Raw genomic sequence first — 21,541 nt, forward strand, 5'->3', positions numbered from 1 at the left:
TCAGCCCAGCAGCCTGGCAGCCAGTGGTGCAGCAGCGGCCAGGAGGGGGTTGGTGCTGTCGTGACCGCCGCCGAGCAGTCGGGCGACATCCATTTCCGGGGTGTCGTGCTGAACGGGAACAACTTCTTCATGCAGCTCGAGGTTGGCCATGCCGCCACCTTCCAAACGCATGCACCCCCCTGATTCAGCGCAGAGAATCACACAAACGCCTTGGCCGTTCTCCGGCTCAGCAATCAGTCGAAGCCCCACCATCTGTCCCGCATGCACGTTGGGCTGGCCCGTCGGTACAGCCATTAGTTGAAAGCGCACCTCCGTGTCATCGGAACGCTTGAACAGGGCTGATGTGCCGTCGTCGGTCGCGGCGGAAGAGACCAACGTCCAACCGAGCCGATCGGCGATCCAGGCGGCAAGCAGCAGCCCTTGGGCGGGATGATGCCCTTCCACATCGATGTCCAGGCTTGTGATGTGGCTTAAGGCATCACGCTGTTGCGGCGGGTCAAACACCATGGCGAGGGTCTCGCGCCAGCTGCGCAATCGCAGCCAGTTGAGATCGTTCACCGCCTGGCCGTTCTCCACGCGGGAGCGCAGCAGGTCAAGGCACTGATGCGGATCCCCCATCGCTGTATCGATGATCAGACGACGGGGCGCGCTGGTCAGCCGCTGCATCAGGTCCGGCGCTTCATCCATGCATCCGTTCCACCAGACCCAGGCAGGCATCGATGAAGGCAGCAGCGGTTCGAGAATTGAGAGTCCTTCATTGAGGGCGCCATGGCCGCCCCGCAGAACCACAACGTCCCCACACGCGGTGGTGCCACCCCCTTCTTCAGGCAGCGGGCAGTAGGCGGCCACGAGTGTTTCCAACGACTGCTCCGTATCAATCGTTGGTGCCAGGGTGATCAGGCGACGAGGCATCAGTGCACTCAGGGCCGGATCGATGTACTGCCCACGCAGGTCTTCTGCGCTGGCCTGTCCCCCCAAATCAGCCATCGCCTTCACCACAGCCCCATCGAGGGGAGGTGTGCTGAGGGGGAGGTCGGCATCCATCACCGCTTGGCGACCCGCAGCGATCAAGGGGGCGGACTGCTGTCCGGTGATGGGCCCAGGCAGGCGGCCACACCGGATCAATTGCTGCTCGGCCCAGGCGGGTTGCCAGATCAGCAGGCAGAAGGTGTTCGCACCGGTGCCCGTGCTGCCCTGCTGCTCCGGGGACCAGAGTTGCTCGAGGTAGTGGGGCACCTCCGCAGGTGCCAGTTCAAGCGGGGTTTGGAGGGTGAGCTGAGGGGACATCGTGACGGAGCAGCAGGGAGTGGAGCGGGACGTGGAGAGCTGAGAAACAGGTCAGTTATGGGCGTCGCCAGAGCAGTCCGTCTTTCGCCAGTAGGGCATCCGCTGCGGCAGGCCCCCAGGTGCGTGATTCGTAGGGATGGACCGGCAGCTGCCAGGGGCTGTCTTCAATCAGCTCCAGCAGAGGGGTGTACAGACGCCATGCGGCTTCCACTTCATCGCTGCGGGTGAACAGGGTGGGATCGCTGAGCATGGCGTCAGCGAGGAGCCGCACATAGCCTTCATCGGAGGGTTCTCCGAACGATTCGTCATAGGAGAATTCCATGTCGATGGGGCGACTCCGCATCCCAGACCCTGGTGATTTCACCTCGAAGCGGAATTCAGCTCCTTCATCCGGCTGGATGCGCAGAATGAGCTGATTGGCGGTGGGACCTCCGGTGGCCGCATCAAATAGATGCACCGGCGCCTCGCGGAAGGTGAGCACCACTTCACTCATGCGCTTGGCCAGGCGTTTGCCGGTGCGCACATAGAACGGAACGCCCTGCCAGCGCCAATTGTCGATGAACAGTTTCATCGCCACGTAGGTCTCGGTGGTGCTGTTGGGATCGACACCGGGTTCATGGCGGTAACCAGCCAGGGGTGATTCCGCTGAACCACCGGGACCGTACTGGCCGCGGATGCAGCAGTTCCAGGGCTCGAGCTCGTCAGCGAGTCGGGCGGACTGGAGCACCTTGGCTTTTTCGTTGCGGATGGCTTCCGGATCAAAGCGACCTGGAGGTTCCATGGCGGTGATCGCCAGCATCTGTGTCAGGTGGTTCTGCACCATGTCCCTCAGAGCACCTGCCGATTCGTAGTACCCGGCGCGCTCCTCCACCCCGACGGTTTCAGCTGCGGTGATCTGAACACTGGAGATGTAATTGCGGTTCCAGATCGGCTCGAAGATCGTGTTGGCAAAGCGCAGAACCATGATGTTCTGGACGGTTTCCTTGCCCAGGTAATGGTCGATGCGAAAGATCTGGTTCTCCTGCCCACAGGTCTGGACCACACGATTGAGGGCCTGGGCACTGCCGTAGTCGCGACCGAATGGCTTCTCGATCACCACCCGGCTGCGTTTGGGATCTTTCAACAGGCCTGCGTCGGCGAGTGAGCGGCAGCCACTGCCGTAGAACTTGGGCGACACAGAGAGGTAGAACGTGCGGTTGCCGCGGGTGGCGCACTGTTGATCGATCTGCTCGAGCCGTCCGCCGAGCCGAACAACATCCTCAGGTTGCTGAAGGTCGACGGGCTCGTAGAAGAGTTTGCTGACAAATTGCTCCCAGGCCTGGGGGTCGTCCTTGATGGTGCTGGCGAGCGCTTCCGCCATCTTTCCGCGGAACTCCTCATCACTCCACGGCCGTCGAGCACAGCCAAGAAGGGCAAACTCACTGGGAAGTCGCCGTTGCTTGAACAGCTCGAAAAGGGCTGGAACCAGTTTGCGGTGGGTCAGATCCCCGCTCGCGCCGAAAATCACCAGACACTGCGGCGCGATCACGCGCTCCTGTCGCAGTCCAACCCGTAGGGGGTTTGTCATCGTGGCGACCATGGAGCGTCCAGGCTTCTGACGCTGGTTTAGGCACGGAAGTGGCAACAGACATGGACTTGCTGCTTTGTTTCCGTGTTGATCTCAGCTTTTGTTTTCAACCGAAAAAAAAAGTCCACCCCGAGGGGTGGACCGGAAACGATCTGAAGGCGATCGATCAATAGGTTTCAACGTGCCAGCGATCGGCTTTCTTCAGCTGCGGGCGAAGTTCAGACCAGTCGAGGCCCTTGGCAGCAGCAGCGGCTGTCATGGCTTCGTCGATGCCCGGCTCCATGCCGCGAAGACCACACATATAAACGTGGGTCTTGGGATCTTCGATCATGGCGAAGATCTCTTCGGCGTGCTCCAGAACACGGTCCTGGATGTACATCCGGCCGCCCTTGGCGTTCTGCTCTTCCCGACTGATCGCCTTGGTGTAGCGGAAGTTGTCGGGGTACTCCTTCTCGTAGTGGAGGAAATCCTCGTCATAGAGAAGGTTGGCTGTTTTGGGCGCGCCCATGAACAGCCAGGCTTTGCCGCGGAACTTCCACCCGTTGGTGTCTTGTTCGCGGGGCTCGAACATGCGGCGGAGATAGGTGCGCATCGGGGCGATGCCTGTGCCCGTCGCCAGCATGATCACGTTGGCCTCTTCATCGTCAGGCAGGAGCATCTCCTTGCCAACCGGTCCGGTGATTTTCACCTTGGTGCCGGGTTCGATGTCGCAGAGATAAGTGGAGCAGACCCCATAGATCTGTTCGCCGGCATCGTTCTTGTACTCGAGCTGGCGAACGCACAGGGAGACGGTGTTGCCCTCGAGGTTGTCGCCGTGGCGTGTGCTTGCGATGGAGTACAGCCGCAGCTTGTGAGGTTTGCCTTTGGCGTCTTCACCCTCGGGGATGATGCCGATGCTCTGGCCTTCGATGTACTTCAGCTGAGGATCACCACCCGCGAGATCAAAGGTGATGTGCTGAACACGACCGATCGCACCGTCCTTCAGCAGGGAGTAGTTCTCGGTCACCGTTCCCATGAACGGTGTTTTGGGTTTGTAGGTGTTGACCGGTACGTCGGCGTGGGGCTTTTTCTTCGGGGCGCTTGACGTCACGGCTTTCTTAGCGGGTTTTTTGGCGGTTTTTTTGGCAGGTGCCGGGGTGGCGGCAACGGGAGCGGCTGAATGCTCTACTTCCACACCATTCACCGAAACGATTTTGGCGCCGCTGGCTCCCAATCGCTTGAAAAGTGCGGAAAACTGGTTCATAGCAACGGTGTAGGTCTGAACCACGGACGCTTGTGAGCCGACCTGGGGACCACTTGCCACAACAGTGAACAGAACCTCATTGCAATGTTCTGTCGCTGCATTGGACACCCGCATTGAAATTACCTGCTTTTTGTGGCGCGACTATAGGCGTGGCCTTCGATTTCACACAAAAAGGTTGCTCTTTGGAACAGAATTCGATGTGATTCAGGCGACCTCCTTAAGATCCCCAAGTTCGGTCTCTCGCTTCGGCGCCTCTTTTGGTTCTCCCCCAGACAATGTTTGGACGTGGGCTTCAAACCTCCAGCGATTCAGCGACTGCGATTGAGCAGACCATGGAGCGGCTGCCCCAGGGTGCGCGTCGTCTCGCTGCGGAACTGAAATCTTCGATGCCTGTTCAGCTCCTCTGGGATGTGCTGACGGATTACGAGAATTTGTCCCGGTTTATCCCCAACCTCAGCTCCAGCGAGCTGATCCAGCGCCAAGGCCAGACGGTACGGCTTCAGCAGGTGGGCAGTCAGCAGCTCCTGGGGCTTCGGTTCTCAGCCCAGGTTCAGTTGGAGTTGACGGAGTATCGCCACGACGGACTGCTGCAGTTCCGCATGGTGAAAGGTGATTTCAGGCGGTTCGAAGGTTCGTGGCAGATCCGTCAACGTCCAGATGGCAGCTCACTGCTCTACGAGCTGACGGTTCAAGGCTGCCTAGGCATGCCGATTGGTTTGATTGAAGAGCGACTGCGCGATGATCTTTCCAGCAATCTGAGCGCTGTGGTGAAGGAAGCGCAACGAAGAAACGGCTGAATTCGCTGCTCAACTCATCGCGAATTGAATTCGCGATGTTGTCTATACCCCCAAGGGGATTCGAACCCCTGTCGCCTCCGTGAAAGGGAGGTGTCCTAGGCCTCTAGACGATGGGGGCGAGGCCGTGATGAGCGAGCAGTCAGTGCTCCTGATCACTTGTGAACACTAGGGCTTGGTCGGACCCTCCGTCAAGACAGCCTGTCCCCATTCGACACCTTGTCCTTGCCAGATCGGCACCGTGAAGGTGAAGCAGGCTCCTTCTCCAGGGTCTGAGACAACCCAGATCTTGCCGCCGTGCACTTCGACGATGCGGCGGCAGACCGCCAGACCCACGCCGTACCCGGTGGTTTGGTCGGAGGTTTGCGGTAGACGAACCCGATCCAGAAAAATTCGCTGTTGTTCCGCTTCCGGAATGCCGGGACCACTGTCACAAACACTGACCTCCACTCGCTGGCTGGTGCGGTGCAGCATGGTGAGCGAGATATGCCCTCCATCTCCGGTGTACTTCAGGGCATTTTCCAGGAGATTCAGCAGCACCTGACGCATGCGGCGCTGGTCGGCAAAGACCTTGGGAAGATCAGCGGGGATATCAGTTTGTATTTCGACGTTTCGGCCCAACCACAATTTTTCGAGCTCGAGAATGACCTCGGCAGAAACGCTGGCCAGGTCGAGCCGTTGCGGGTTGAACAGCGTTTCCCAACGGGTGGTTCCCACTTCGAGCAAATCCTTTGACAGCGCCTCCATCTCCTGCAGGCGGCGGGTGATCACATCCTGAAAGCGATCCATGTCGATCTGTCCCAAGCGCTGGCTTTGCAGGGCTAACGCCGCTGCCGTGAGCGGTGTTCGCAGTTCATGGGCCACCATGCGCAACAAGCGTTCCTGGGCATGAACGCGATCGATCAACGTCTCGTTCTCTTGACGCAGCACCAAGAGTTGATCCTCGAGTTGGAGTTCCTTTTGGGTCCGACTCCCATCAAGTTCCGTGGGTCTGAGGCTGAGGCCGAGACCGCTTACCACCCCATCCTGTTTCCAGCGCGGTACCCACCCTTTGAGTTGCTGAAGGATGTTGCTTCCTGCAAAAACCTGTTTCGGGTTTGGAGCAAGTTTGATGAGGGCTGGCGTCACCACAAGGCGATGCAGTTCCAGAAGTTCGGGTTGGTGTGAGGGATCAGCGACCTGCAGGGTGACTTCGAAGCCCAGGTCTTCCCGTTCCAGAAACTGCACCACGGAACGAAGATCCTGGCCAGACAGGTGGTGTCGCGCTGCCACCAGCAATAGCTTCAACGGCTGATGGGTCTTGGGACCGTCCTTCACCACGCGGACTCAAGACCACAAAAACCGATGCTTACCTTATGGGTTTTTGACTGAACCGCCATCAGAGCTAAGACGATGGAGAACACTCCATGGCGTCATCGACGCGGTCCATGTCGCTTTTTTCCGCGCAAAACCGTGTTCCTCTGACCGCTCCCGCTGGAGTGGCTGTCCAGCCGACGATTCAGGTCGACAGCAGCCTGCGTCGCTGGTTCAACCGCAATTTGGGGGTCTGGCGTTCCAGACGGCAGTACACCTTCAGTGACGACCAGGTGCTGCATTTGGATATGAACCTCAAGATGGAGGCCTTCGCCCACCCCGAGGCCGGCGAGAGTCGGTACAGATTTAGCTGGTGGTCCGACCAGGAGGACCAGCATTCCGACGAATTTTTTGCACGGAAGCCTTGGTTTGAGCGCAATGGGGTGATGGAGGCCACGCTTTGGGGCCATCAGCTCCAACGAAGTCGTGGTTATCTCACTGGAGACCCTGTGAGAACCAGGATCCGGCAAGTGGATGAGCACGAAACCATCCTCGAATCCCACTATCAGCAATGGGACATCCTTGAGCACATTCGGCTTGTGGATCAGGACCGCTACCGCTATCGCGCCATTTACAGCTGGGAGAACGGTGATCTCTCCATCGTTGAGCACCATCACGAGATTCGACTTTCCGATTCCCTGCCGCCGATCGAGGACGAATAGGGGTATTCCGTTCTGCTGTTGTCCCAGTTCAACAACCGCGCCCAACCCTCGTGAAGCCTTTGCTTGGGCGGTAAGTTGCAAAAAAGTGAGCCGTCCGAGAACCAAGGTGATTCGTCGTTCGTTAGCCACCGCTGCCCTGTTGATGGCAGCTCCGTTGCTGTTTCCCGCCACGTCTCAGGCTCAGGCGTCAAAGGCCAAGCCCACCCCTGCTACGGCCATGGAAGTCAATACGTATGGGGTGATGTCGATCGCCACCTTCTGTGAGGCGAGGGCCCAGAAGATCGATTTCAGCAAGTCTCTTGCGGTTGCTCTTGCCGCTCAGTTGCATGTGATCTACGGCAAGCATGGTGGTTTGCTTCCCGGCTCCAAGACTCCTTTGCCTGAGAAGCAGTTCCTTAACAATGCTGGCTTTATGGTCGTAGGCGGCGCTTTGAAGTTCTGTCCTAAATCAGTTCCTGCCGCAGAGAAAGCACGCTTTGAGAAAGCAGCCGCGTCCTTGAAGCCCGCCAAGAAATAGGAAGAGCTCTTCTCCCGCTCTTGTAGTGACAAATATCTCGATTTTCTAAGCTATGAAAGATTCCGATCTTGGGATTGATCGATAATATTTAGTTCTATACCTGGTGGTCTGAAGGTTCAGCTTTTGGCTGAAGGCCCTCAGTTGTGGGTTCTTTCCGTCAGGATTGATGTGTCCTTGCGTCGTTAGCCCATGACTGCAGCTGCTTCGATTCGTTTAGCGGACTACACGCCATGGGCCTTTGATCTTCCCGACATTGCCCTGGATGTGAACATTCAGAGCGACCATGTCGTTGTTAACTCCAGGCTCAGCCTTCAACCGCGTCGTTCCAGTGAGCCCCTCGTGTTGTGCGGCGTCGATCTGGCCATCGAATCCCTCGCGATCGACCAGACGCCTTTGAAGCCTGAGGATTACAGCTTTGCTGACGGACTTCTGACCATCGCAGATGTTCCGACCCAGCCGTTTGTGCTGGAGACCTGCTGCCGTCTGGATCCTTACTCCAATAGCTCTCTCGAGGGGTTGTATGCCAGCGGTGGTCTCCTAAGCACTCAGTGCGAGGCCGAAGGATTTCGACGCATCAGCCTGCATCCTGATCGTCCGGATGTGCTCAGTCGTTGGAGGGTGCGGATTGAGGCCAGCTGCAGCCTTTGTCCTGTGCTGCTCAGCAATGGCAATGCAATAGAGACCGAGCGCGTTGGCGCTGATCGTCATGCTGTGACCTGGGACGATCCTTACCCCAAACCCTCTTACCTGTTCGCCCTGGTGGCCGGAGACCTGAGGGAGATTCGTGATCAGTACACAACGACGTCGGGCCGGCAGGTCACCCTGAGATTGCATGTTGAGGAGGGTGATGAACCCTTCACGGCCCATGCCATGGCGTCGCTGAAGCGATCCATGGCATGGGATGAATCTGTTTATAACCTCGAATACGACCTTGATGAGTACAACATCGTCGCGGTGCGTCACTTCAACATGGGCGCAATGGAAAATAAGAGTCTGAATATCTTCAATTCAAAGCTTGTTCTCGCCGATGCGGTGACTGCAACCGATGCCGAGCTCGAAAGAATCGAAAGCGTCATTGCGCACGAATATTTTCATAATTGGAGTGGGAATCGCATTACATGCAGGGATTGGTTTCAGCTCTCGCTTAAAGAAGGTCTAACGGTTTTTCGTGATCAATGTTTTACTGCAGATCTGCATTCTGAAGCGGTTAAGCGCATTGAGGATGTTGCCATGTTGCGTAATACCCAATTTCGAGAGGATGCAGGCCCCACAGCTCATCCCGTGAAGCCATCGGAATACCAGGCGATCGATAACTTCTACACAACAACCATTTACGAAAAGGGCGCGGAACTGATCCGCATGCTGCGCACCTTGCTTGGGCCTGAGCGTTTCATGAAGGGAATGGAGGTTTACGTGGAACGTTTTGATGGCACGGCCGCCACAACGGAGGACTTTGTTCAGGCAATCGCCGATGGGGCGACCAGCCAGGGAGAACCCCTGGGATTTGATCTGGAGCGGTTTCAGCGCTGGTATCACCAGGCTGGAACACCGGAACTCAGGGTTGAACGGCACTGGAATTCCTCACTTGGCCAGTTGACCGTCGACTTGCACCAGACGACGCCCCCCACGCCGGGACAAGCTGAAAAACTGCCGCTTGTGTTGCCGATCGCCATCGCGCTGGTCGGAGATCAGGGCCGTGTTGGTGAGGAAGAGCTGCTCGTGATGGAGGGTGAGCGAGCCAGCATCACCTTGCAGGGCCAGCCCGGTGACAACGCCCCTGCCCTATCCGTGCTGCGGCGGTTCTCGGCGCCGGTCCATGTGCGGTTGGACCAGTCGCTGGAGGAGTGTCTGCAGCTGTTGTCTTCCGATGATGACCCCTTCTGCCGTTGGGATGCGGCTCAGCGTTTGGCACGTCAGGTGCTTCTGGCACGGGCTGAAAACCAGCCGAAACGTGCCGTGGAGGAGGCTCTGATTCAGGCTCTGGATCAGAGGATCTCCGCTTACGACGATGGTGATGGCATGGACCTGGCGGCGCTGCTTGCACTTCCTGGAATGGCGGAACTGGAGGCATTGCAATCGCCAGTGGACCCCCTTTCGCTGGATCAGGCGTTCCGGGAGTGGACCCAGGAGATGGGTGTTCGATTGCAGTCGTCCCTGCGACGACTCCTGGACTTGGCGCGGGCTGACTGGGCCATGGCTTGGCCAGCCGGTCAGGGCGGCCGTGCACTGACGGCTTTGGCTTGGCGCTGGCTTGCAGCTGCTGGGGACGCAATGGTTCAGGCTGAGGCACTAGCGGCGGTCTCCGGGCCTTCGATGACCCTTGCGCGGGGAGCACTGCGCGCGTTGCTTCCGTTCGACAGTGCTGAGCGTGAGCAGGCGATGGCCTTGTTTTACGACCGTTGGAAGGACAAACCCGTGATCCTTGACGCTTGGTTTGCGATGGAAGCGTCGGCCCCCAGGTCGAATGCTCTGGAGCGGGTTCAGCAGCTTTTGGAGCACCCACGCTTCGATCCGCTCGCTCCCAATTCCTTGCGCGCCGTCCTGGGCGGATTCACGGCCAATGTGCAGGCATTTCATGCCACCGATGGCAGTGGCTATCGGTTCATGGCTGAGCAAATCGCAGCGGTTGATTCCCGGAATCCGATCACAGCTTCACGGATGGCCAAGGTGTTCAGCCGCTGCAACAGTTACGGATCCGACCGCCAGAAGGTGATGCGTCAGGCCATCGAACAGCTGGCGTCAGAGCCCCTCTCTGCAAACACGGCCGAGGTTGTTCAGTTGCTCATGACGTGATCACCACAAGCACGATGATCCCCAGCAGCAGGATGACCAGCCAGAACTTTCTGTTGCTGCGCCGATTGCTCAGCGGCGTTGGGCGCGTGGCTCGGCTCCCTGCCGCAAGACCGCAGTTCTGACAGACCAGCCGTCCGGCCATGGATCGATCGGCACGAAACCGACGGCTTCCGCAGTTCTGGCAGACGGTGACGGCCAAGGTCTCTCAATCATCGTTCCACCAGCTTGCCTGGCATCAGTTAGTCCCGTTCCCAGCCTTCGCAGCCAGCTTTGGAGCGCTGGCGCTTTGTGCGTCGATAGCTCTCGTTCTGCTGGGCAAGAGCTTCGCTCGCCACAGCAACAGCTTTGCTGTCACTGCTCTCAGCGATGATCGCTCGATTGATTGCCATGGCGTTGCCCAGGCGATTCAGCACCTGATCCATCAGCTGGCACTCATCGAATGCGGCGCGTCCCGCGGCCGGTACTCCAAGCAGCAGCAAGGCCCAACACGGAGCAAGCAAGCCTTTCATTGATCTGCTCAGGGGCTGTAAGTGATGGTGCACTGATAGCGGCTGCTGAATCCCACATCAATGCTTTTGCAGGTTGTGTCGGTGATCGTTGCCCCTTTTGGGACCACGCGCATGGCCTCTGCGGTGGCGAACTGCTCTGAGGGGCCCTGGGCTGTGGCCCGATTCCCGCCTGCGAGAGCCCTGGAGCCCCAAAGGATTACGGCCATCAACAGAGCCGTGTGTCGCATGACGGGAGTCAGAAGTGATGTCTTCGGTTTACACAAAACGCGTTTGAGCGACAGCGGTGGTGGCATTAGCAACGGCCACGGCACCAGCGCTGACCCTGATGTCTCGGTTCAGTTTTGGATTCCGTGTCCTGCTTCGCTTCGGGGACTGGCGGTGGGGGCAGAAGCGCTGCTGGCTGCACGGGAAGACGTCGCGATCCCCATGCTGCGTCAAAGGGAACCACCACGAGGGGAATCGGTTCCGCACTCCGCACCGGCAAGACCAATGCCCATGACGCGACAAGGGCTGTGATCAGAAATCTCATCCCGCCATTTTTGCTGATGCTTGATCTTCTTGCCGTAGTTTCTGCTGCCCCATCAGGGCTGAGGCCGGCGGCGACAGGGCAGGGGTGGAACCTGAGCCTGTTCAGGCCTTGGAATAGGAGACGCCGCGATAAGTCAGAACAACGGAATTGCGAACCGAATTGACTTGATCCGCCCGATAGGATTTACCCATGTATTTGAGTTGGATTGTTGGCCTGGTAGTTGCTTTCTCTGACTTTGCATATTTGTTGCCCAAGAAGGTGAGTTCCATGGCTTAGTAGGGAGTGAATAAAAATGTTTTCAAGTTCTACATCGTCGCTGAAGGCCCGCAAGGTTCCACAGGATACCTCGTTCTTTAGCCATTGTTAAAATGGTTTCGGCTTGATACAGGCGCCGTCGTCTGGCCTTGGCCTGACAGGGAAAAGGGTTTATTGCTTGTTATCGACTGTCGTCTCAGTTGTCGTGAAAAGCGCGAGGTATTGGAGATTATTTCTCTTTGCTGCACCGTTGGCATGCAGAAATTCTGTCTTTGTGATGCTCTGGCAATGTTAGCCGAAAAGGGTCAACATCAAATTCATAACCACATGTGCATCTTGCGTGAAATCTCAGCTTTTTTGATTTTGTGAGTCGTTTTAAGAGGGTGATCTCTCCATAGATTTGCTCTGGCTTGAACCGATCAAGCTTGATACGTTCTTCGGGTGCATTTTTGATTCGTGCCTTATGCAGTGCGTTGCGCACTGAGTTTTCGCTGCCTTTGCCAAGGATCTTGGGGATCTGGAGAATCGATCGACCTTCCTTCAGATACAGACGCTTGATCTCCTCGATCTCTGCACTGGTGAAGCCAGACTTTTTGCCCACCTGCTTTCTCCCTTTATTTTGATTCTCTCAGGGCGTGTGCAAGGCAAGGTCTTATGGAACCCTTCCGCCCAATCTGACGCCTTGCCAATGAGAGGTCTGGGGGTCCGACCAGCATGATTCACTGAAGGCGAGTTAAGCCACAACATGGCTGCGGCTCATATGGTCGCTGCTTTCGCCTCATCGGAACAGCATTGAACCGATAGCCGGGTGATGGTGTTGTTGGAGGGTCCACACCTCCATCCATTGGCCCCTGCATGGTCATTGGGCGCTGAGTGTCAGCGATCTTTCCCACGCCGACACCGCATGCACAGCCTGGCTCCTCTTTTGAAGGGGAGGAGTCAGATCAGCGTTTCTCACTGGTGCTGAGCAACTCCGCCAGCCTGTTTTAAGTATTTGGGTTTACTAGCCAACCTTTACCGACCAGCTACCGGCAGTCGTAACCGGAAGCATTGAGCGTTGAAATAAACATCAGCTCTTCAGTTGAGGTCTTCAAAATCGACCCAATGAATGCAATCGACAGGACAGGTGTCAATCGCTTCCTGGATTCGATCAATTGAATCACCGTCTTGGCGAATCGCACGACAGCGACCTGTTTCTGGAACCATCACAAAAGTATTGGACGCTACATGTGCGCAATAACGGCAGCCAATGCAGTCAACTTCCTCAACCCAAACTGCTTTGTCGCGAAGTCCTCCGCCTAAAGATGGTTCGGATCCCGTACGAAGCTGCCCAGGATGTGATGAAAAAGCTGCATCAACCAGATTTCTTTCTATGTACATCTGTACCAAGCTTCCATGAAAATTTCAGCGAATCGTAAACATCTGGCTGAAGATTAAAAGCACCAAGTAAAGGCTTCCAGCGCCACCAACAATTAAGAAAAGAAGCCAAAGCTTGAGAAGACGACCCTTTGGCTTTTCGTAAATCAGACGGGATACCGTCATTGGACGACTAATTTTATTGAAAGCATCTATAGACAACATCAACCCATCACGAATCAAGCGCTCGCGCCAACTCTCTCCATAGCGGGGCAGGCGCTGATAGATGGGCATCTCACCCTGAGGACGGCCTGGCAAGGTTCGATTAACTTGTTCAGGTATCTCATCATTTCCAAATCTCTCAAAATACTCAGGAGAGGCAAGAACAGCATCAACAAATCCTGAAAATCCTTGCTCAGCAATAACAATAGACCAAGACCTCTTTTCGTCTGAGCCATAAACAGGACGGCCCAAAACCCGCCCTACAACCTGCTCGACAATTCTCTCGTTATTGTTGCATGCAACATATCCATTGTAAAAACGCTCTGAGAGGAGCAAGCCCCTTACGAAATCCCTTACTGTGATGCTGCCAGACTTAAATTGAGATTCTAGAAAAGGATCGCGATCAAAAGACATTGCATGAAAAAAAATCTGGCGGTAGCACTTCCCGATTATTTCAGATGCTAATTCTGCCGATAGATCTGATCGACGCTCAGGTAAGCGACCTGATATAGCGTCAACTCGGGAGTTCTGGCTTGATAAATTGAATCGTAAACGAGCCCTGGAAGAAAGGGAGGCCAATTAACCTGGAAATTCTTTAATGTAAGAATTACATCTAAAGAATAAGAGGCAAGACAATAAGTGACAGTAAAATGAAGGTTCAAAACATTTGCCATGTAAAAAAGAGTCGAAACTTTGACCATTTGATACTTGTGTATAGTGCGTTTTGAAATCCTGAAATGCTTTTATCGTGCAGAATTGCAATTGTATTTGCTTAAATGAAAGATGGCTCTAAGTGGATTTGAAATTGCCATGGGTGGTATTGCTTCGATCCCTGTTGTCGGCGGACTGGTCTTGCTGGGTTATAAATCTTTTGGTGAAAGCGCTCTGGATGCAAGCAAGCTGAAACCAAAAAAGAAGCCAGCAGCCAAACAAGAAAAAGCAGTCAAACAAGAAAAATCTGTATCTGATAAAAAAATATCTGCAACAAAGAGCGAGACTTCAGAGGGGCAACAGAAGCCGTCCGCAAGTGTGAAAGAACAATCTGCTTCGGCCGAGCAGTCAGCTGCAATGAAGAAATAGGCTTCTGCTCCAATTAAAAGAAGCCCGGAATCACAATAGGAAATTCAATGCCAGTCTAAAGCCGCGATTGTCAATGAAATTACTACCGGGTAGTTCAATGGACTATGAGTAAGCAGTAAGTAATAATCAATAAAGGTTGGTTGAGTTTAGTTTTTATGTGGTTCTTTTCGAGGCATTTTTCTGGATGTTTCGCATAAGGTTAGCCAAGGCGCCCTTTCTGCGTAGCAAATTTATGTGCATATTGCATCCATTTTTGGCCGTCTTCGCTAAAAATCATCACAGGAATGGAAGATATATCAGCGTGACTGCGATCAAAGTAATAGCCGCTCAAGAAAGCAATGGGCAGAATATGCTTTTACTCCAATGGACTATCTGAACCTCCTTGTATGCATTCCGGCAATCTTTTGGATTGCGATTGGTATTCGCGCGCATAGTAATTGGATACAGTCTGTTTTTATGGCCGAGAGTAAAAAAATCAAGCAGCAATCGCAAATGATTAGTGAGTTTGGCTACGGCTCGCTAAATACTCGTGACAAGCTTGTGGCCAAGAAGGGTTTGGTCTTCGCCTATTGGGAGGGATCTCGTCAAGATCAAAAGCCGACGGCACAGTTGGAATCGCTGCAAAGCCCGGCAATTTTCCAATTGGTTAATTTTAGTTTGGTGGCTGGAACCTCAATTTGCCTGTTAATGATTCTGAGCAAAGGTCTATTCGCTAGCATTGGACTTATTTGATGGAGTTTTGTCTTTGATGTTAGTTTTTGCTTGTTATCAGTTTTCTTTTGTATGCATAGCAAAATCAGACGTCCTTCCTTTTGATGGCTGCACTGATAGTGATAAGTGCAGCGACATTGCTGTATCTCATTTGGTCAATGCCTTCGAGTGATTTATTCATTGGGCTTTATCCCCAATCTGGGTAGGCAATAAAAAACCCCGCTCGCGGCGGGGCTTTGCTTGGCACGGTTGCTTTAGTGCAAAACGCCTGGGCCAGGGTCTTCAGTTCCAGGTTCTTGGTGAACGCCAGCACTCCCCGCTAAGAACTTGAGGAGTTTGACGCCTTCATCGGCATAGTCGCTCAACTCATGCTCTCCGTCGCCATTTCCAAAGGTTTTTTCGACCCACTTGCCAATTTTTGTCTTGGCTTCTTTTCCGCCACCGCTGATCGTGGTAAGTGTGATGAGGTCTAGTTCCTGATCTGTGATCTCGTTGATGAGTGCAATTGATTGAGCCATGGTTTTGTGTTTTGTGTGAGTTAGATGCGGAGGTCTTCCCTCCGACACACACACCATTGCCGTGATCGCCTTCCGCTTCATTGACCTGCCTCAATGGCTGCTGTGATCTTGCTCACACAGCGCTAGAGCCATTGCAATAGCAAGGTTTAGAGGTTCACCCCCACGTGCCAATCCAACAGCCTGTCCTGCTCTTCCACCGTCAGGAATGGGTCAAGCCAGTCCAGCAGCAACTCCTCAACTAATGGCTCCCCTCGTTCTTGCACCCCACCAGACAGCCAACACTTGAAGGCATCAGGGGAATTGGAGCGTAGTGCTGCCACCAGTTCCCCCAGTAGGAATAGAGCAATACGGGTGACTTGAACGAGCAATAGGTCTGGGCTAATACCATGGCCATAACTGTTCCAATTGCTGTTCTTAGTGGTTACTTGATCATCTGCGCATGATGGCTGTGATGACCCGTCTTTTTGTTCATTGATCTTGTTTGCTGCCTTTGGGCCAGGCTTTAACCACCAAGAGAGCAACCCCTATGCCAAGGGCAACATCGACAAACCTTGCTCCAGCTGTGAACCAAACCTCAGATTTGTTTGGTTCGCTCACGACCACCGTCAATGCGATGGCGCCAAATCGTAGTGCGCTTGGGTGCAGCCTTGCAGCACGACATAGCAACCCCAGCAAAGCGATAGCTAGTCCGTAATTGATGAGGTTGTATGCCGTAAAACTGATTTGAAGTGCTGCCAGAAGAACGCCAAGAAGAGTCCCTAAAAGGCGACGACGCGCCGTGGCTGTGGCGCCTTCAAAAGCATCTAAAGAGCAGACGATTGCGGAGATAGGTGCCCAATAAGGGTCTGGCAAATGAAGAGCTTGCGCTAAGCCCATCGAGACAACTGCAGCGACCGCCGTCTGAAGTGGGCTGCTAATGAAGGAATACATGTGTCCTTACCTCGCTGACGGTGAGCACCGTCGCCAGCCTGTTTTGAGCATCTTCTCCCACGCCTCAATGGCGTTAGGCCAAAACATTCGCCTGCGGGTTTGCGGTATGGGTGGGCGCGTCGGTGCCTTCAATGCATGAATGTCATTTGGACAAAACGGTTGTCGGCTGCCCTTGGCTACCTGCATAAAACACAACTAGGTCGACATCTTCAGATCCCACAGCCTTCCCTGCGTGGACGGTATTGACAACTTCGATCAGAGCCTCACCTGGTCCAAAAGCCTTCGTCATCCCATCCTTCGAATAAAGCTCTAACCGGCCTTTGAGGATGACTGCCGCATTGATCACGGGGTGAAAGTGCCATGGCAGTGTCACACCTGCAGGGATCTTGATGCTCAATACTTTGATTTCCGGTGGGCCAGCTGGGTAAGAAGGAAGAAATTGTCCGTCCCATTCTTTTGTTGAATTCACTAATTCTTTAATCGTGACTCCAAGTTTCTCGGCCCCATGACCGTCATCAGCTCGGATTTCTAGCGGACTTAAAGGCAACGCCAAGAGCACAAGAAAAGTCAATGCGACTTGCTTCATGGGGCTCCAGAAAGATGATTCACACTCTCAAAATAAGGAGAAGCGTTTCATGGTCAACAATGATCCCTGAAGCTACGCCCCAGAATCAGGTTTGAACTGACAAAGCAGCTGCTTTTCAGGACTCACTCGCCAACCCTCACCGCCCGGGTCTCCGGCGGGGTATTGATTGCGCGCTCCTTATTCGGCATTGATTGAGTCTGCTCAGCACCGTCGCCAAACTGAAGCGTTGCCATCACATCCCCATGCCTGCAACCGCCATGACCATCGTCAAGATGATGTGCCTTTAATGTCTGGCGGATTTGGAAGGGCTGGTGCGTCCATGGCTTGATGGCCTGGCCACCGGTGATCCCGAAGTGGCGGCCACCACGGTGCGCCTGCTGCTGGCCCACCTGGCCTGGAACAGCAAGCGACTGCTGGGGGCAATGGTGCTGGACCGCCTGGACGTGGAGTTGGCCACCACCCGGCTGGATGCCGATGTTTGCCACGCTGCCGTTGATAACAGCCCTTTTTGTCAACCGGGTTGTCAACTTGGCAATGATTCCAGTTCAGCCACTGCTTGATCGTCTCGCTGAAATCCCAGGCATGGAAGGCGTCAGCAAGCGTCTTGTTGTTGTGCTCGGCCAGCTGGGTGACTTCGACTCGATCGAATATGCCCAGGCGTTGGTGCCGAGGCTTCCCCAGTTGGCGGCGGCCGGGGTCAAGGTTCAGTTGTTCGGCATTGGCAACGCTGCTGGCGCTGAGCGCTTCGCTGCCTTCACGGCGTTTCCCCTGCCGCAGCTGATCGTGGATTCTTCACCGGTGTTGCATCACTCCCTTGGCTTGGAGTCCGGGCTGCATCTGCCTGGCGGGCCATGGCCTGGTTTTCTGCTGATGTGTGCCGGTGTGGGATCTCCAGGCACCCTGCGTGAGGTGCTGCGTGGTTACACCGGTGATCGCTCAGCTGCCCAGATCTTCGATGACGAGGAGTGGATCGAGGCGTTTCCTCTGCCCCGCTTTCGTGGAGGTCTGTTCCGCCGGGCCGGTGGTGATGGCTTTCAGCGACCTTTTGAGCTTGCGACCAAGCGTCTGCGCAACATGAACGAAGTGCTCCGGCACTGGCGTACCTATGTGCCTTGCGATGACTACATCACCCAGCGCGGTGCCACGGTGCTGCTTGATGCTGACGACAGCGTGATTTACAGCCATCGCGATCAAAGTCTGCTGGGTTATTCCGCCACCATGCATCGCCCCCTGGCGTTTCTCGATGCTGTCTTGTCTCACCCCTGACCTCAATCGGCAGAGGGCTCGCGATACACCGCTAGAGCGGCCACCAATCCGCTGATGAAGCCTGCACTGTGGCCGATCCAGCTCACGCCGGCGGCTGAAACGCCTGGGATCAAGGCGATCAGGGCTGAGCCGTAGAGCCAAAACGCCACAAGCCCCAGGACGATGGACAGGATGCGACGTTCAAGCCAGCCGATCAGCAGCAGGTAGCCCAGGAGCCCATAGACCACCCCGGAGAGACCATGACTCCGTGTGGGCCAGAACAGGGCGACCGGAATGTTGATCACCAGCACGGAAAGCCAGACGCTCAGGTAATCGCGTATTCCCCTGCTGAGGACCAGCCAGCTCAGGGGCAGAAAGGCCAGGCTGTTGGAGATGAGATGTCCAAAACCAGCGTGACTGATGGGGGAGGTCAGGACCCCCCACCAGGGTTGATCCGGTCCCATTGGCAGATTCCACTGCCCCGCAAAGATCAGCTGGTCGATCAGCTCCTGACCCCAGGCCACCGTCAGGATCAGCACGGGAAGCAGTAGTCGATTGCGCATCGTCTTGCGCCAATGACCACAATGATGACGCGCGTGCTTCATGGATGCTCAAAAGAGACGTCGACATCCTTGTGATCGGTAGCGGCATCGGCGGATTATGTGCCGCTGGCCTCTGTGCCCGCGCTGGTCGCGACGTGCTGGTGCTTGAGTCCCATCACCAACCGGGTGGGGCCGCCCATGGGTTTCAACGCCAGGGTTATCACTTTGAATCCGGTCCATCCCTCTGGAGTGGTCTGGGTCGCTGGCCCAGCAGTAATCCATTGGCTCAGGTGCTGCGCGCTTTAGGCCAGACCTTGGAGGTGATCCCTTATCGAACCTGGGATGTGCTGTTGCCGGAAGGTGATCTGCGCATCGCCGTGGGGCATGACGATTTTGAGGCTGTGGTTCGCGGCCTGCGCGGTCCCGAGGTGGCCGCGGAATGGCGGCGTTTTGTCGAAGCCCTTCGGCCGATTGCTGCCGCCGCAGATGCCCTGCCCCTGCTTGCTCTGCGACCTGGGGTGGATGGCATGGCGCAATTGTTGAAGCGCGGCGGGCGCTTGTTGCCGCACCTCACGGCGATGCGTCATCTCTCCGGTTCCTTCGGCCCCCTGGTCGATCGTCACCTCACCGATCCCTTCCTGCGCCATTGGGTGGATCTCCTCTCCTTCCTGATCAGTGGCATGCCGATGGGAGACACCAATGCGGCTGCCATGGCCACGCTGTTCGGCGAGTGGTTCGAACCGGAGGCCCATCTCGACTACCCCGTTGGTGGAAGTGCTGCGGTGGTTGAGGCCTTGGTGGGTGGATTGAAGGCCCATGGGGGCAACTTGCACACGGGTGTGGCTGTGCAACAGCTGCAGGTGGAGGGGGATCGCGTCGTGGGTGCGACGCTGGCGGATGGAACGTCGATCGCGGCGCGGCAGGTGATCTGCAATGCCGATATCTGGTCCACCCTTGCGCTGCTGCCGGACTCCGTCGCGCCGAAGTGGCAGCGTCAACGCCAGGCGACGCCGGCCTGCAATGGCTTTCTACATCTGCATTTGGGCTTTGATGCCACGGGGCTGGAGGATCTGCCGATCCACACCGTCTGGGTTGATGACTGGGAGCGTGGGATCGACGCCGAACGCAATGCCGTGGTGTTGTCCATCCCGTCGGTGTTGGATCCTTCCATGGCTCCGCCGGGTCGCCATGTGCTGCATGCCTACACCCCGGCCAGCGAGCCGTGGGAGCTCTGGGCTGATCTGGAGCGCGACAGTGAGGCGTATCAGCGGATGAAACAGGAGCGATGCGCTGTGTTCTGGCGCGTGCTGGAACGACGTATCCCCGACATTCGCGACCGCTGCGAGTTGATCATGGAGGGAACGCCGCTGACCCACAGCCATTTCCTCAATGTGCATCAAGGCAGTTATGGCCCTGCGCTGTCAGCCGCTGCAGGGTTGTTCCCTGGGGTGTCGACGCCCCTTGCCAATTTCTGGCTTTGTGGGGCCAGCACCTTCCCCGGCATAGGAATCCCTCCCGTCGCGGCGAGTGGTGCCATGGCGGCCCATGCCGTTCTCGGTCGGGAGACGCAGAACCGTCTGCTGCGAGAGCTGGAGCTTTGAAACAGCTGCGTCATAACCTCCCTTCGGAACGTCCTCTCAGTCCATGAATTCCAACGCTCGGATTGATTCGCTTCAGCTGATGCTGACCGATCTGCGCATGCGCAACGAGCCGATCCGTCACAAGGCGGCGTTTCGTGGCTGCCAACCGGAATTCCAGGCGTTGGTCAGCCGTTTAATTGAACAGCTGGAGGGAGAACTGCTCGAGGAGAAGCAGCGTTCCCGCGCAGCGTCACGCCAGGCGTGATTCTGAGAGCAGGTCGCGCCACTGCGCCTCCTGCACGTCGGTCTCCGGTGTGCCCTCTTAGGGGGATGCTGATGGGCCTCTGCGGCAACCCGTGCGAACAGCTGCTCGTCGATGCAGCGAAAGGCTGAAGACGTCATCCGTGCGGTTCCGCAGCGGATCGGTAGGCGGCGGGGACGAGCACCAGAAACAGCAGCCACCAGGCCAACACGCCCAGGGCCAGGGGAAGGCTGATCCACAGGCGATGCAGGAGTCCCCAGGACCCGCCAACCACGAGCACCCCTGTGGAGACGATGGACCAAGGCTGGCACCACCAGGGTTTCAGAGACCAGAACGGCGGCTGCTCCCGGGGTGGCTGTTCTGGCGGTTCAGCGGAGGGCGTCGAGTTCACCGGCGGCTTGCATGGCGGCGAGGTTGTCGTAGCCACCAATCACGGATCCGTCGATGAACACCTGGGGGAAGGTGGTCATTCCACTGCGTTGTTGCACGGCCTGGAAGGCTGCGTCGTCGTTGACGGTGGTGACGGTGTGCGGCAGGTCCAGGGTTCTCAGGATGCGTAGGGCACGGCTGCACCAGGGGCATCCGGGAAGAACGGCGATCTCTAGCCGTGGTGTCGAGGATTGCGGCGCAGGGCTGCCTTCGCGTTGCTCAAGCACACCAATGAGCAGGTCGACGCCTTTCTGCACGATGGTCCCTGGCTCCAGGTGGCCTCCCCAGACCTGGCAGGCCCCATCCGACAGGCTCAGGTGCAGATGAACGCCCTCAGGGGAGAAGGTCCCATTGAGGGTGATGACTTCGAGGTCGCCCTCCAGCACGGTGGGGTCGGCTTGGCCGGGGCATTGAAACGACGCCTTGGTGAGGTTGCCGACCACGCCGAGAACAAAGCCGCTGATGCCGTCCCGCTGGGCCAGCTCTTCAAGGCTGAGGCGCAGATCACTGCCGGGAGCAAGCTTCAGCGGCAGGGAACGCATGGCGCCTCAAAAGGGTGCTCAAGATTACG

General features: G+C 56.4%; 30 protein-coding genes and 1 tRNA gene. 11 read left to right on the top strand and 20 right to left on the bottom strand.

From position 1 onward, the window contains the following. From FZZ92_RS00780 to FZZ92_RS00790, 3 genes are all read right to left on the bottom strand, one after another. Positions 1–1,287 carry a glucose-6-phosphate dehydrogenase assembly protein OpcA gene (locus FZZ92_RS00780; RefSeq protein WP_226422332.1) on the bottom strand — a complete coding sequence of 429 codons (1,287 nt, stop codon included), beginning with the start codon at positions 1,285–1,287 and terminating at the stop codon, positions 1–3. A gap of 55 nt (positions 1,288–1,342) precedes the next feature. Continuing rightward, positions 1,343–2,866: a glucose-6-phosphate dehydrogenase gene (gene zwf / locus FZZ92_RS00785; RefSeq protein ID WP_226422333.1), complete on the bottom strand. Its 1,524-nt coding sequence runs from the start codon at positions 2,864–2,866 to the stop codon at positions 1,343–1,345. Positions 2,867–3,020: 154 nt separating this feature from the next. Next, positions 3,021–4,211 (bottom strand): FAD-binding oxidoreductase, encoded by a 1,191-nt coding sequence (locus tag FZZ92_RS00790; protein ID WP_115025287.1) that lies wholly within the window; start codon positions 4,209–4,211, stop codon positions 3,021–3,023. A gap of 161 nt (positions 4,212–4,372) precedes the next feature. Here FZZ92_RS00790 and FZZ92_RS00795 point away from each other — a divergent pair, with 161 nt between their 5' ends. Beyond that, positions 4,373–4,894 carry an SRPBCC family protein gene (locus FZZ92_RS00795; protein ID WP_115025286.1) on the top strand — a complete coding sequence of 174 codons (522 nt, stop codon included), beginning with the start codon at positions 4,373–4,375 and terminating at the stop codon, positions 4,892–4,894. Between the two features lie 45 nt (positions 4,895–4,939). Here the strand turns inward: FZZ92_RS00795 and FZZ92_RS00800 are convergent. Both FZZ92_RS00800 and FZZ92_RS00805 read right to left on the bottom strand, forming a co-directional pair. Next, positions 4,940–5,012 (bottom strand) — tRNA-Glu (locus FZZ92_RS00800). A 47-nt stretch (positions 5,013–5,059) separates the two neighbouring features. After that, positions 5,060–6,211: a histidine kinase gene (locus tag FZZ92_RS00805; RefSeq protein WP_115025285.1), complete on the bottom strand. Its 1,152-nt coding sequence runs from the start codon at positions 6,209–6,211 to the stop codon at positions 5,060–5,062. 107 nt (positions 6,212–6,318) lie between these two features. Between FZZ92_RS00805 and FZZ92_RS00810 the strand changes: the two genes are divergently transcribed. The 3 genes from FZZ92_RS00810 to pepN all read left to right on the top strand — a co-directional run bounded on the left by FZZ92_RS00810 (position 6,319) and on the right by pepN (position 10,216). Beyond that, on the top strand, positions 6,319–6,906 hold the full coding sequence (locus FZZ92_RS00810) for a hypothetical protein (protein WP_115025284.1): 588 nt from the start codon (positions 6,319–6,321) through the stop codon (positions 6,904–6,906). 85 nt (positions 6,907–6,991) lie between these two features. After that, on the top strand, positions 6,992–7,423 hold the full coding sequence (locus FZZ92_RS00815) for a cAMP phosphodiesterase (protein WP_226422334.1): 432 nt from the start codon (positions 6,992–6,994) through the stop codon (positions 7,421–7,423). A 189-nt stretch (positions 7,424–7,612) separates the two neighbouring features. Then, a complete protein-coding gene (gene pepN, locus FZZ92_RS00820; protein ID WP_226422335.1) occupies positions 7,613–10,216 on the top strand; it encodes an aminopeptidase N in 2,604 nt (867 codons plus the stop codon). Here the strand turns inward: pepN and FZZ92_RS00825 are convergent. The 3 genes from FZZ92_RS00825 to FZZ92_RS00835 are packed head-to-tail and all read right to left on the bottom strand — an operon-like array spanning position 10,206 to position 10,952. Beyond that, complete coding sequence (locus FZZ92_RS00825) at positions 10,206–10,415, bottom strand: TFIIB-type zinc finger domain-containing protein (RefSeq protein WP_226422336.1); 210 nt, start codon at positions 10,413–10,415, stop codon at positions 10,206–10,208. The genes pepN and FZZ92_RS00825 overlap by 11 nt on opposite strands. 40 nt (positions 10,416–10,455) lie before the next feature. Further along, positions 10,456–10,725, bottom strand: coding sequence for a hypothetical protein (locus tag FZZ92_RS00830; RefSeq protein ID WP_115025281.1), 270 nt, complete (start codon positions 10,723–10,725; stop codon positions 10,456–10,458). 8 nt (positions 10,726–10,733) lie between these two features. Beyond that, positions 10,734–10,952 (bottom strand): hypothetical protein, encoded by a 219-nt coding sequence (locus FZZ92_RS00835; RefSeq protein ID WP_226422337.1) that lies wholly within the window; start codon positions 10,950–10,952, stop codon positions 10,734–10,736. Between FZZ92_RS00835 and FZZ92_RS00840 the strand changes: the two genes are divergently transcribed. Beyond that, positions 10,951–11,241: a hypothetical protein gene (locus FZZ92_RS00840; RefSeq protein WP_136987773.1), complete on the top strand. Its 291-nt coding sequence runs from the start codon at positions 10,951–10,953 to the stop codon at positions 11,239–11,241. The two genes, FZZ92_RS00835 and FZZ92_RS00840, sit on opposite strands and share 2 nt — an antisense overlap. A 114-nt stretch (positions 11,242–11,355) precedes the next feature. On the opposite strand, the gene FZZ92_RS13180 is transcribed toward FZZ92_RS00840, so the two are convergent. From FZZ92_RS13180 to FZZ92_RS00860, 4 genes are all read right to left on the bottom strand, one after another. After that, entirely contained in the window at positions 11,356–11,523 is a 168-nt protein-coding gene (locus FZZ92_RS13180; RefSeq protein WP_115025278.1) for a DUF4278 domain-containing protein, read from the bottom strand. Positions 11,524–11,738: 215 nt separating this feature from the next. Further along, on the bottom strand, positions 11,739–12,110 hold the full coding sequence (locus FZZ92_RS00850; RefSeq protein ID WP_115025277.1) for a hypothetical protein: 372 nt from the start codon (positions 12,108–12,110) through the stop codon (positions 11,739–11,741). A gap of 476 nt (positions 12,111–12,586) precedes the next feature. After that, the gene (locus tag FZZ92_RS00855) at positions 12,587–12,889 is read right to left on the bottom strand and encodes a ferredoxin (RefSeq protein ID WP_115025276.1); all 303 of its coding nucleotides are present in this window, start codon (positions 12,887–12,889) and stop codon (positions 12,587–12,589) included. A gap of 24 nt (positions 12,890–12,913) precedes the next feature. After that, positions 12,914–13,666 (bottom strand): phycobilisome rod-core linker polypeptide, encoded by a 753-nt coding sequence (locus FZZ92_RS00860; protein ID WP_226422338.1) that lies wholly within the window; start codon positions 13,664–13,666, stop codon positions 12,914–12,916. A gap of 204 nt (positions 13,667–13,870) precedes the next feature. Here FZZ92_RS00860 and FZZ92_RS00865 point away from each other — a divergent pair, with 204 nt between their 5' ends. Together FZZ92_RS00865 and FZZ92_RS00870 are read left to right on the top strand one after the other, a co-directional pair. Then, a complete protein-coding gene (locus tag FZZ92_RS00865; RefSeq protein ID WP_226422339.1) occupies positions 13,871–14,167 on the top strand; it encodes a hypothetical protein in 297 nt (98 codons plus the stop codon). Between the two features lie 363 nt (positions 14,168–14,530). Further along, positions 14,531–14,899: a hypothetical protein gene (locus FZZ92_RS00870; RefSeq protein ID WP_226422340.1), complete on the top strand. Its 369-nt coding sequence runs from the start codon at positions 14,531–14,533 to the stop codon at positions 14,897–14,899. A gap of 233 nt (positions 14,900–15,132) precedes the next feature. On the opposite strand, the gene FZZ92_RS00875 is transcribed toward FZZ92_RS00870, so the two are convergent. From FZZ92_RS00875 to FZZ92_RS00895, 5 genes are all read right to left on the bottom strand, one after another. Continuing rightward, complete coding sequence (locus tag FZZ92_RS00875; protein ID WP_226422341.1) at positions 15,133–15,396, bottom strand: hypothetical protein; 264 nt, start codon at positions 15,394–15,396, stop codon at positions 15,133–15,135. A gap of 146 nt (positions 15,397–15,542) precedes the next feature. Next, the gene (locus FZZ92_RS00880; protein ID WP_226422342.1) at positions 15,543–15,764 is read right to left on the bottom strand and encodes a hypothetical protein; all 222 of its coding nucleotides are present in this window, start codon (positions 15,762–15,764) and stop codon (positions 15,543–15,545) included. A 100-nt stretch (positions 15,765–15,864) separates the two neighbouring features. Next, positions 15,865–16,326, bottom strand: a complete 462-nt coding sequence (locus FZZ92_RS00885; protein WP_226422343.1) for an FUSC family protein — start codon at positions 16,324–16,326, stop codon at positions 15,865–15,867. Positions 16,327–16,332: 6 nt separating this feature from the next. Next, positions 16,333–16,512 (bottom strand): DUF1651 domain-containing protein, encoded by a 180-nt coding sequence (locus tag FZZ92_RS13185; RefSeq protein ID WP_226422344.1) that lies wholly within the window; start codon positions 16,510–16,512, stop codon positions 16,333–16,335. Next, entirely contained in the window at positions 16,469–16,912 is a 444-nt protein-coding gene (locus tag FZZ92_RS00895) for a cupin domain-containing protein (protein WP_226422345.1), read from the bottom strand. Before FZZ92_RS00895 ends, FZZ92_RS13185 begins: the two co-directional genes overlap by 44 nt. Before the next feature lie 299 nt (positions 16,913–17,211). Here FZZ92_RS00895 and FZZ92_RS00900 point away from each other — a divergent pair, with 299 nt between their 5' ends. Beyond that, the gene (locus tag FZZ92_RS00900; protein WP_226422346.1) at positions 17,212–17,472 is read left to right on the top strand and encodes a hypothetical protein; all 261 of its coding nucleotides are present in this window, start codon (positions 17,212–17,214) and stop codon (positions 17,470–17,472) included. Beyond that, a complete protein-coding gene (locus FZZ92_RS00905) occupies positions 17,447–18,178 on the top strand; it encodes an AhpC/TSA family protein (RefSeq protein WP_226422347.1) in 732 nt (243 codons plus the stop codon). The genes FZZ92_RS00900 and FZZ92_RS00905 overlap by 26 nt, the downstream gene beginning before the upstream one ends. Positions 18,179–18,180: 2 nt before the next feature. On the opposite strand, the gene FZZ92_RS00910 is transcribed toward FZZ92_RS00905, so the two are convergent. Then, the gene (locus tag FZZ92_RS00910; RefSeq protein ID WP_226422348.1) at positions 18,181–18,720 is read right to left on the bottom strand and encodes a rhomboid family intramembrane serine protease; all 540 of its coding nucleotides are present in this window, start codon (positions 18,718–18,720) and stop codon (positions 18,181–18,183) included. A 44-nt stretch (positions 18,721–18,764) separates the two neighbouring features. Here FZZ92_RS00910 and FZZ92_RS00915 point away from each other — a divergent pair, with 44 nt between their 5' ends. Together FZZ92_RS00915 and FZZ92_RS00920 are read left to right on the top strand one after the other, a co-directional pair. Next, complete coding sequence (locus FZZ92_RS00915; protein WP_226422349.1) at positions 18,765–20,300, top strand: NAD(P)/FAD-dependent oxidoreductase; 1,536 nt, start codon at positions 18,765–18,767, stop codon at positions 20,298–20,300. Positions 20,301–20,343: 43 nt separating this feature from the next. Further along, positions 20,344–20,544, top strand: a complete 201-nt coding sequence (locus FZZ92_RS00920) for a hypothetical protein (protein ID WP_115025271.1) — start codon at positions 20,344–20,346, stop codon at positions 20,542–20,544. 133 nt (positions 20,545–20,677) lie between these two features. Here FZZ92_RS00920 and FZZ92_RS00925 read toward each other — a convergent pair whose 3' ends face one another. Both FZZ92_RS00925 and FZZ92_RS00930 read right to left on the bottom strand, forming a co-directional pair. Continuing rightward, on the bottom strand, positions 20,678–20,932 hold the full coding sequence (locus tag FZZ92_RS00925; protein WP_226422350.1) for a DUF6737 family protein: 255 nt from the start codon (positions 20,930–20,932) through the stop codon (positions 20,678–20,680). Further along, the gene (locus FZZ92_RS00930; RefSeq protein WP_226406274.1) at positions 20,910–21,512 is read right to left on the bottom strand and encodes a PCC domain-containing protein; all 603 of its coding nucleotides are present in this window, start codon (positions 21,510–21,512) and stop codon (positions 20,910–20,912) included. Before FZZ92_RS00930 ends, FZZ92_RS00925 begins: the two co-directional genes overlap by 23 nt. Between the last annotated feature and the right edge of the window lie 29 nt (positions 21,513–21,541).

The sequence above is a fragment of the Synechococcus sp. MU1611 genome (assembly GCF_020514255.1).
GTDB lineage: Bacteria > Cyanobacteriota > Cyanobacteriia > PCC-6307 > Cyanobiaceae > Parasynechococcus.

What these genes read in the sequence shown, in the direction of transcription:
- FZZ92_RS00910 (WP_226422348.1), bottom strand. Translation starts at nt 18,720, where the DNA reads ATGCGCAATCGACTACTGCTTCCCGTGCTGATCCTGACGGTGGCCTGG.
- FZZ92_RS00795 (WP_115025286.1), top strand. Translation starts at nt 4,373, where the DNA reads ATGTTTGGACGTGGGCTTCAAACCTCCAGCGATTCAGCGACTGCGATT.
- FZZ92_RS00905 (WP_226422347.1), top strand. Translation starts at nt 17,447, where the DNA reads ATGATTCCAGTTCAGCCACTGCTTGATCGTCTCGCTGAAATCCCAGGC.
- FZZ92_RS00895 (WP_226422345.1), bottom strand. Translation starts at nt 16,912, where the DNA reads ATGAAGCAAGTCGCATTGACTTTTCTTGTGCTCTTGGCGTTGCCTTTA.
- FZZ92_RS00870 (WP_226422340.1), top strand. Translation starts at nt 14,531, where the DNA reads ATGGACTATCTGAACCTCCTTGTATGCATTCCGGCAATCTTTTGGATT.
- FZZ92_RS00915 (WP_226422349.1), top strand. Translation starts at nt 18,765, where the DNA reads ATGCTCAAAAGAGACGTCGACATCCTTGTGATCGGTAGCGGCATCGGC.
- FZZ92_RS00810 (WP_115025284.1), top strand. Translation starts at nt 6,319, where the DNA reads ATGTCGCTTTTTTCCGCGCAAAACCGTGTTCCTCTGACCGCTCCCGCT.
- FZZ92_RS00875 (WP_226422341.1), bottom strand. Translation starts at nt 15,396, where the DNA reads ATGGCTCAATCAATTGCACTCATCAACGAGATCACAGATCAGGAACTA.
- FZZ92_RS00855 (WP_115025276.1), bottom strand. Translation starts at nt 12,889, where the DNA reads ATGTACATAGAAAGAAATCTGGTTGATGCAGCTTTTTCATCACATCCT.
- pepN (WP_226422335.1), top strand. Translation starts at nt 7,613, where the DNA reads ATGACTGCAGCTGCTTCGATTCGTTTAGCGGACTACACGCCATGGGCC.
- FZZ92_RS00830 (WP_115025281.1), bottom strand. Translation starts at nt 10,725, where the DNA reads ATGAAAGGCTTGCTTGCTCCGTGTTGGGCCTTGCTGCTGCTTGGAGTA.
- FZZ92_RS00885 (WP_226422343.1), bottom strand. Translation starts at nt 16,326, where the DNA reads ATGTATTCCTTCATTAGCAGCCCACTTCAGACGGCGGTCGCTGCAGTT.
- zwf (WP_226422333.1), bottom strand. Translation starts at nt 2,866, where the DNA reads ATGGTCGCCACGATGACAAACCCCCTACGGGTTGGACTGCGACAGGAG.
- FZZ92_RS00920 (WP_115025271.1), top strand. Translation starts at nt 20,344, where the DNA reads ATGAATTCCAACGCTCGGATTGATTCGCTTCAGCTGATGCTGACCGAT.
- FZZ92_RS00780 (WP_226422332.1), bottom strand. Translation starts at nt 1,287, where the DNA reads ATGTCCCCTCAGCTCACCCTCCAAACCCCGCTTGAACTGGCACCTGCG.
- FZZ92_RS00840 (WP_136987773.1), top strand. Translation starts at nt 10,951, where the DNA reads ATGACGGGAGTCAGAAGTGATGTCTTCGGTTTACACAAAACGCGTTTG.
- FZZ92_RS00790 (WP_115025287.1), bottom strand. Translation starts at nt 4,211, where the DNA reads ATGCGGGTGTCCAATGCAGCGACAGAACATTGCAATGAGGTTCTGTTC.
- FZZ92_RS00835 (WP_226422337.1), bottom strand. Translation starts at nt 10,952, where the DNA reads ATGCGACACACGGCTCTGTTGATGGCCGTAATCCTTTGGGGCTCCAGG.
- FZZ92_RS00865 (WP_226422339.1), top strand. Translation starts at nt 13,871, where the DNA reads ATGGCTCTAAGTGGATTTGAAATTGCCATGGGTGGTATTGCTTCGATC.
- FZZ92_RS00930 (WP_226406274.1), bottom strand. Translation starts at nt 21,512, where the DNA reads ATGCGTTCCCTGCCGCTGAAGCTTGCTCCCGGCAGTGATCTGCGCCTC.
- FZZ92_RS13185 (WP_226422344.1), bottom strand. Translation starts at nt 16,512, where the DNA reads ATGCAGGTAGCCAAGGGCAGCCGACAACCGTTTTGTCCAAATGACATT.
- FZZ92_RS13180 (WP_115025278.1), bottom strand. Translation starts at nt 11,523, where the DNA reads ATGGAACTCACCTTCTTGGGCAACAAATATGCAAAGTCAGAGAAAGCA.